We start from the raw sequence: 7,730 nt of genomic DNA, 5'->3' as shown, positions 1-7,730 counted from the left end.
GCAGTAGCGGATTGTCTGGGCTCCTGTTTGTGGAATGTGGGATGTGACTTTTGCGATCCAGTCTATGGGATCAAAAAGCTGACCGGCAGCTTCAAACAGCGTCCCCGATTGTTGTAATGCATAGCGTTGAATTCAAAGTTACGGTTGTTCCATGTTCCGGAGGCGTAAAATCCTGCTCGATCGTCGACTTCTCTGAGAGGTTCAACAAACGGCGGCTGTTGAGGAAAAAGTCCTTGAGGAGTCAGAGCAAGGATCGGAGCGATGGGAAGCTCGTCCGACAAGCCGGTTTGACGATCGCTCAATGTCCAGCCTCTCCAGGCAAGCAAAGTGCCTGCCGGATCGTTTTTGATGAAAATTGCTCCGGATACTGACATCTGCTGATTCGCTTTTTCCAATACAAAACCAGCTTCTCCGCCGGTTACACGGACTTCCTCACCAATCCAACTGTTCGCAGCGGAGGCAGTGATGCTATAGATCGGACTCCATGCCGCACCGCGATTTTCCAAAGAAACAGGCGGGAAGAAGATCCCTCCTTTTGCGCGTAACCTGAAATGTGGTGAAAGGACCGGCCTGTAAGATAGAAATGCTTCGATCACATCGATGCGATGCCATCCCAATTCGCCTCCGGGCTCGGCATCGACATTGATCTGCATACGCGCAGAAAGCTCTTCGGAAAAGGAAGCAGAAATCATAAGCGACGCTTGCGATAGCCGTGCTACATACGATTTGTTTCGATCGTCTCCCCCATAGCGTGTTTTTCCAAACCCTCTGGACAGCCAGCTTTTCGTTTCGTCTGTCCGGCCCAAACGAAAATCAAGAAGTGCTTCGACGGAAAGCTCGATCGGATCTGCATGACATAAAACGGGTAAGAGATGTGCAACTAAAAGTATCAATATTCGAAGCTTCCACTTCATTCCTTTATTGTTCACACAGATCGAAATCAAGCAATATCTTTCCAAAATTGAAATAAAACTCTTCAACTTAACAAATCTTAACAAATCCGATATAAGAAAAGTTCCCAATGCTGTGATGTTCAGGCAATGTCCAGCCATGCCCTTCGGAGCTTGTGTGTCGCGCCAGCGGATTTTCTCACTGTTTTCAGACGTACAGCTTGCGGCGTGCCAGGAATGATCCGCGTTCAGATTGGCGAAGCGCTGTTGCTGCGATAGAGCGCATAGAAACTCCATCGGATCATCGAATTGTGATCCGCACACGGAATCCGTTTCCTGTATTGCTTCGTAATCTCTCTCCAATTGCAATTGTGCCAAAAGATTACGTTGAGTCGCAGGTGGCGTGGCCAAGTTTCAAATCTCGGCCAACTGGTTAACTCTTGCAGGAACCGGAATGGAACACATCGCAAACGGAGGGATTAAACTCGGCGATATGCCCTGGTCAACTTCCGCGGCAGGCATGATCCGGGACACTTCCGATTTGGATAACTTTGCACTCGACGGCAATCGCTATGCGATCCTGGTGGCGCGGATAATCTCTCAACTTCACCGCATCAGACCATATCAATTCCTGCAAGAGCCGGCAAAGCCACGCTATCGTTTTGGCTCTTTATTCGAACAGAGGAAAGGACCGTTTTTACCAGCTTTGATAAGCTTCACATGCAGGTAACGGACGTCTTTCAGGAAGTGAAAGAAAAAATCGTGATGAAAGAATTCAAAATTGCCGGCACACGAAAAATTGGGAATCAGCTGCTATTGGATGCAGCCTGCTCCAGGACCGTCTCCTTCGTTATCCGTCAAGAAATTGTTGCTCCGCCAACTGTTTACGCAACTAGGGAGATTAAAGTCAGCCATGTCGTCGGCATCATTCCCCAGCGATGTATTCCCCTTGATACGATTACCTGTGCCGCCTACCTCAATGCCGTTGTCGGAGTTATCATTGGTGATATTCCCTTGAACCAAATTGTTGTCTGCGCCGCTGTTTAGATCGATGCCCTCATTGTCGTTGTCATTGACGATATTTCCCAGGATGAGATTGCGATCGGCTCCATCGTTCAACTCCATACCCTCATCCTCGTTGTCGGAAAAGTTGTTTGAACTGATCTTGTTACCGGTACTGGAATCCAATTGAATGCCTTCAGCATTGTTAGATGTGCTACTGTTACCGTTGATCCGGTTGTTGTGACTGTTGTTCAGAAAGATGCCCTGCTCACCGTTGTCGGTGATGCTGTTACCCGTGATTTGATTGTTGTTCGACGAGCCGCTGAGTCGGATACCCACTCCCACATTTTGAGTGACGATCATACCGTTTATCCTGGTCCGAGTTGCATCATCATCAAGACTAATACCGTGAAAGAAGTCTGTAACTGTCCCCCCATTAACGTGTACTCCAGATGTACCATCCACGTTGATACCAGTGCCGGTTCCGTCACCATCAATAGTAAAGCCGTTCAAGCTGAAATGGACATCACTTGATGTTATGTTAACTGCATTGCCGGCGCAGTTGAGATTGCCTGTGAGAATATACTCCCCCGGTGAGCTCAAAGTGTCGCCGCAATTCACCGGGGTTGCAGCAAAGGCTCTTTCTGAGCAAAGTACAACGGAAAGAACGCAAACGAAAAGCACCGAAATCAAACTGGTTTGGATTCTCATAATTCTGAATCTCCTCATTCGCTTTGTCGCGTATAATGCTACCGGAATGACTGACCAGGATCAATACTATACTATACGAAATCCATGTCAAGGCAAAATGAAATGTCCCCTTTTTAGCAAAGTAAAAATATCCTCTTTTGCGTGGTGGTTGATCCGCTGGTCCAGCTAGGGCAGCGGCGGGATCTACCGAAGCAACCGGCGGATGAAATTCAGGAAATCCTGGATCGTTCCGACAGCGCGAGGATCTGCGAATATCCGCTCGCCTGATTGCGGATGGCGCTTCGTCCGATAGATTCCCTTCGACCAGCTCACAAGACCAGGGTAGCCGCCGGGACCATCGCGTCCTACGAAGAGAATCACTTCCTCCCCAGGCGAAAACGCGGGAGGGACCAGGTAGTGACTCACAGGGCCATCTGGGAGTCGCAGCGAAAATTGCTTGGGGAGCGCTCCCTTGACCGACTCCAATCTCGCAAACTCGACGAAGACGAATTGAGCCTGAAGAGTCTCATCTACCCGCTTGACCGAGCGGAGACAACTCGCCAGGACGATACGCTCGGTCCGGTTAACGAGATCTTCAAAGGATTCAGGAATCTCCCGGTGTCCATAGGCACGCGGGATGAGGAAGCTGAGCATGAGCCCGCACCAAAGGACCGAGCATAGGGCGGACCGGACAGTCATTGCCTACACCACCTCCACTATCAACGTGGTCTGCATTGACAAATACCTCCTTAATTAATGCTTATGCAAGTAATCATATCAAAGTATTACTGTGCAGGCGAACTTATGATGTCCAGCCTTGACCTCCGATTTCTTGTGCGCGCGCATCCTGCAACTTGTTGCGAAAGGCTGCCTGTCCGCGCCGGGCCGCAGATTGTTAAATCAACCCTGGGCGCCGCGTAGTGCCAGATGGGACTCCCTCAGGGTATGGGATTGGATGGAAGATTTGTGGTCTGGCTGGTCATCCCCGTGCGCCTCTATCATAAGTTTGTACAGTCTGTTGAATCATTGATACTGGTCAAAAAGCACGCGGTAAAGTCACTTCATTGATCCGCTGAACCGAAAATCTTCGAAAGGATCTCGGGCTGCAAGTAATCAGACAGGGGAAGCTCTCCAAGTTTCTTCCTGACGTCATCCTCCATGATCTCTTTGTATTCTATCCGTTGCGGATCTCTCACATGCCGGTACATATAAACAACGGAAGCCGGTTCTTCTCTCGAATCTTGAGGATTCACCCGGTAATCTCCGCTAAAGTAAGCCTGAAAAATTATGGAATCGGTCTTGTTATTGATTTCTATTTCCCCGATGCTGTCGTTGAACGACTCCGGATCGCAATGATGATTCTTTTCCCTGCACCAGTCTTCATTGGAATACGCCTCTTTCATCTTCTCGATATGTTTAAGCCTGATGGACTGATATGGCTTCATGGGATAGATCTTTTTCCCAGACTTTGTAACTGGATTGTAGAGCGAAATCGCTGCCGGATGGGTCGGGGCAAAATGGACTTCGCTGTTGTGATATACCACAGTTTCATCATCAAAAATGGCCAGAGGCCAGCCATAGAGAGCGCTTTGAAACTGCAGCTCTTTGCTGAAAATCAAAGTGCAACCGGCTGAGGGGTTTATATGGGTTTTCATGTAGAGGAAGTTTTTGGAATATTGAATTCCCGTAATCGCATTGGAACCGAAACAGTACTCAGATTCCCTAAGATTCAATTTGGTTTCAAACCACTGTTGTTTCTTCCGATCAAAAAGCACAACATGAACTTCCCAAGTGGTTCTGTCGTCAATGAAATAGCCCACGCTAAAGAAATCTGTGGTATTAGAAACCTCCGGACCTAATATGGCCTGGTCCAGAACCATCAGGGGAACATAGTCGAAACCGTTTTGAGTCAAGATATCCCTTAGCGTTTCGCTCCATAATGGAGTGAAGAACAATACTGTTATTAGGGCCACAAGTGTAAAACTTCTCATGGTAAATGAAATAACGAAATCAGGATCATTGATGCTAAAAAAGGATATACTTTTTGCAAAAATCATCGCCACTGAGGAAGCAATAAAAATGATGTGGGGCGCACCTAATGCTACTGTTCAATTTCCCACCATTCACCGCTACTGCTTTTGTACTCATAATGCTGCTTTTCTTTATTCCACTCGATCCAACTGTCAATGAATGCGTCTTCGACGACAAATCCAGGCTTAGACCATCTCTTGCCCTCAGACCAGGACATTTCTGCCGGAGCGGTTCGTCTTCTGTGTTTACCGATATCAATTCCGATCGCCCGCCTGTGGGAGTTCCAGAGCAATGTCCACCGTTCGGCTTTGTCCGGCCGGATCTCCCGAAAAAAAGCGCGGATCCATTTCCCTTTGTCTTTGTCGACTATCAATACGTAATCGCACGGCCGGCTGGACTTCGCCTGATGGAGCTGAACGATCCAGTCCTTTCGGCCCGTTCCGCTAAAGTCAAACTGTAGAAAAGTAGTTCTCGGAACCCGCAATTGTTTAACCGCCCACAACGAGTGCGCTGCTGCAGTTAGACCACAAACTTCCAGTGATTCAACTTCGGACACCAGATTCACCCATTGCCGGAATGTCGAGTACTCAACGTAAGTGCCTTTCCCAAATAACCCGCATGGATAAAGCAGTAGTCCGACAAGTATAAGGGGCACTTCTTTTTTGGAACCAAACAAACCCAATTATTCTCCTTGTTATTGCAATGAGCAAAGTTGCGATTATAGGATACCATAGGCATGCAGAGTTAGGATTCGGAGCAGACAGAGATTCATCGCTTCGAAACAGCATCCTGAACGGAATCGCGAACAGGTACGACCGCTATTGCGCTTCGTTTCATACAGCAATCCTGAAGTTGACCGGCTTGCGGAGAAAGCGGAAGCGATTATGGATTCCGGCAAGAGGCTTGAGACGCTGAAAAAAGGGCTTGGCCTGGCGATGGATGACATTCCCTGGGTTCCTATCTATGTGCAAACACATATTTTCGCCATCCGCGCTCCCTATCAGTGGAACCCCCGCCAGGACAAACTCATTCTTCTCAGTGAGATTAGCGTAAAGTAGCTGATCCACGTATAATCGGATTCCAAATGCTGCTAACTGGCGTGATAGCTATGTTGCTATCTGTGTTGACAATCTTAGACTGGCTTTCCTTTTCTTCTAAAGGAGATAAGAATAGAAGTTGAAGCAGCGCGTCAATGATCCGATACGAAATGCAAAGATTAACCGGCTTCGTGGGGCTTCTGATTTTTTTGGTCGTATGCAGTGTTTGCCGGCGTGAGGAGAAAAAAGTCTCTTCCAATCAAATCGTAATCGGGCAGATTACCTCAGCAGTCAGTTTGGATCCTCATCTCGTCAATGAAGAATCGACTCATTCCACGTTGACGCACTTTTACAGCAAGCTCGTAACCTTTGGTCCCGAGATGGACTTGCAGCCCGATCTGGCAGTACGGTGGGAAAGTCTTTCCGAAACGGTATGGCGCTTACAACTTCGCGAAGGTGTGGTTTTTCATGACGGCCGTTCCTTTGAGGCGCAAGACGTAGTTGCCAGCATTCTTCGTGCGCAAAACCTCGGCAGCTATGACGTTCAGTCGATCAAACATGTCTACGCCGTTGACCGTCAAACAGTGGAGGTGCAAACCTACGATCCATTCCCGGTTCTGCTGAACAAGTTGGCCAGTGTTTATATCGTGCCACGAAATACAGGGCTGACTCCAATCAAACGCCCGTTGGGCACTGGTCCTTACCGGTTCGTTTCAGGAGTACCAAACGGTACGATTTGAAGGGGAGCGTTTTCTTCGTTTTTGGGGACCGCCTCCAGCCTTTGAACGGTTAACCATATTGCCGCTTCCGGATCCAACGAAGCGTGCGGAGGCGGTGTCTTCCGGAAAGGCTGACCTGGCGAATAATTTTCCTCTGGAGTACTACCAATGGGGTTTGAAACAGCAGAACATCCGCATAGTTTCGCGAGCAGGATTGGGTGTCGTTTTCTTAGGGTTTTCGATGGTCAAGAAGAGCCCTTTTGCAGATCTACGCGTCAGGGAAGCAGTGTCACTGGCGTTTGATCGGGAAAAAATCATTGGAAGCGAACCACAGCCTTTGGTTGTGCCAATGCATCAGATTGTCCCACCAGGAATTTTCGGATACTCCAGCGAATTAAGACCTTTCGTGTACGACAAAGGGCGGGCAGATTTGCTCCTGAAAGAAGCAGGTTTTTCCAAAGGGCTGCAAGCCGAACTGCTCCTTCCCAATTCGCTGGAGGACTTAGGCACACAAATCAAAAATCAGTTGGAAGGCGCAAATGTCCACTTGCGTTTGAGGGTATTGCCGTGGAAAGATTTCTACCAACAATTCAACGACAGAAAGTACCAACTCGCACTCTTTGCGTGGTCCGCTTCGATGGGCGATGCCTCCGATGTACTGGATGGTCTGCGCACCCCGAAGGATGGAACCTCCAACCACTTCTCCTATTCCAATCCCAGATTGGATGAACTCATTGAATTATCCTTACGGACTCCTAAAATCAGGGATCGCCGTAAGTTGTTGAATGAGGCCATGGCAATCATTCGAAAGGATCTGCCTGTGCTGCCCATCGTACAGCGTTTCAATATTTATGCGGTGCGACCGGATTTGGATTGGACTCCTCGACTGGACAGGCACGTGCGCGCATTCGATATTCGGCCGGGACACAGATAGAATCAACTGATCAGCTGGGTTGTTCTTGTTGCGATACTTATTTTGCTGGTCGCCTACGTGGGAAGAATTGCCAAACGCGCGAATAAGCAGGTCCAGGAAACAGTTCAAAGATATGAAAAGGCCATCCAGCTGACCGAGAAATCGATTCAAATTTCCGAAGACAGCAACAGGGTGTTAAAAGAGATTCTCCAAACACTGAAAGGAAATTCGGGAAAGCGGGAATAAATTAGCCATCGAAGATATCGTATTTCTCTGAGAGGCGCCTCATAAAGTCAGCGTCTGCGTATTGGCCTTCGGTTAAAGCGACGAGTTCTTCGAGGTATGTCTCAAAGCCTCCCGGGCTGAAGATTGTCAAGAGCCTGGCGCCCTGAGGGCTTTGCACCGCGTGCCGCACCTCCGGAGGGACATTGAGCGTAGTGCCCGGCGT

At 48.6% G+C, this 7,730-nt stretch carries 11 protein-coding genes; 5 read left to right on the top strand and 6 right to left on the bottom strand.

Going from position 1 to position 7,730, the window contains the following annotated elements; translation table 11 throughout:
- Positions 1-62: 62 nt before the first annotated feature.
- Complete coding sequence (locus tag L0156_30965; protein ID MCI0607423.1) at positions 63-1,301, bottom strand: hypothetical protein; 1,239 nt, start codon at positions 1,299-1,301, stop codon at positions 63-65.
- Between L0156_30965 and L0156_30960 the strand changes: the two genes are divergently transcribed.
- Positions 1,294-1,620, top strand: coding sequence for a hypothetical protein (locus L0156_30960; GenBank protein ID MCI0607422.1), 327 nt, complete (start codon positions 1,294-1,296; stop codon positions 1,618-1,620). The two genes, L0156_30965 and L0156_30960, sit on opposite strands and share 8 nt — an antisense overlap.
- A gap of 83 nt (positions 1,621-1,703) precedes the next feature.
- On the opposite strand, the gene L0156_30955 is transcribed toward L0156_30960, so the two are convergent.
- The 4 genes from L0156_30955 to L0156_30940 form a co-directional block, all read right to left on the bottom strand.
- Positions 1,704-2,603: a right-handed parallel beta-helix repeat-containing protein gene (locus L0156_30955; GenBank protein MCI0607421.1), complete on the bottom strand. Its 900-nt coding sequence runs from the start codon at positions 2,601-2,603 to the stop codon at positions 1,704-1,706.
- A 183-nt stretch (positions 2,604-2,786) separates the two neighbouring features.
- Complete coding sequence (locus L0156_30950; protein ID MCI0607420.1) at positions 2,787-3,281, bottom strand: hypothetical protein; 495 nt, start codon at positions 3,279-3,281, stop codon at positions 2,787-2,789.
- Between the two features lie 362 nt (positions 3,282-3,643).
- Entirely contained in the window at positions 3,644-4,573 is a 930-nt protein-coding gene (locus L0156_30945; protein MCI0607419.1) for a hypothetical protein, read from the bottom strand.
- A gap of 110 nt (positions 4,574-4,683) precedes the next feature.
- Positions 4,684-5,289 (bottom strand): hypothetical protein, encoded by a 606-nt coding sequence (locus L0156_30940; protein MCI0607418.1) that lies wholly within the window; start codon positions 5,287-5,289, stop codon positions 4,684-4,686.
- Positions 5,290-5,434: 145 nt separating this feature from the next.
- On the opposite strand from L0156_30940, the gene L0156_30935 reads away from it, so the two are divergent.
- The 4 genes from L0156_30935 to L0156_30920 all read left to right on the top strand — a co-directional run bounded on the left by L0156_30935 (position 5,435) and on the right by L0156_30920 (position 7,528).
- Entirely contained in the window at positions 5,435-5,671 is a 237-nt protein-coding gene (locus L0156_30935) for a hypothetical protein (protein ID MCI0607417.1), read from the top strand.
- A gap of 134 nt (positions 5,672-5,805) precedes the next feature.
- Positions 5,806-6,390, top strand: a complete 585-nt coding sequence (locus L0156_30930) for an ABC transporter substrate-binding protein (protein ID MCI0607416.1) — start codon at positions 5,806-5,808, stop codon at positions 6,388-6,390.
- Positions 6,344-7,303, top strand: coding sequence for an ABC transporter substrate-binding protein (locus tag L0156_30925; protein ID MCI0607415.1), 960 nt, complete (start codon positions 6,344-6,346; stop codon positions 7,301-7,303). The genes L0156_30930 and L0156_30925 overlap by 47 nt, the downstream gene beginning before the upstream one ends.
- Before the next feature lie 42 nt (positions 7,304-7,345).
- Positions 7,346-7,528 carry a hypothetical protein gene (locus L0156_30920; protein MCI0607414.1) on the top strand — a complete coding sequence of 61 codons (183 nt, stop codon included), beginning with the start codon at positions 7,346-7,348 and terminating at the stop codon, positions 7,526-7,528.
- A 1-nt stretch (position 7,529) separates the two neighbouring features.
- Here L0156_30920 and L0156_30915 read toward each other — a convergent pair.
- The coding region (locus L0156_30915) for a cupin domain-containing protein (protein MCI0607413.1) at positions 7,530-7,730 on the bottom strand (201 nt) is incomplete at its 5' end.

This window comes from bacterium (assembly GCA_022616075.1).
GTDB lineage: Bacteria > Acidobacteriota > HRBIN11 > JAKEFK01 > JAKEFK01 > JAKEFK01.
Note: the sequence above shows the minus strand (reverse complement) of the source record. Positions and strands in the feature narration are given on the sequence as shown.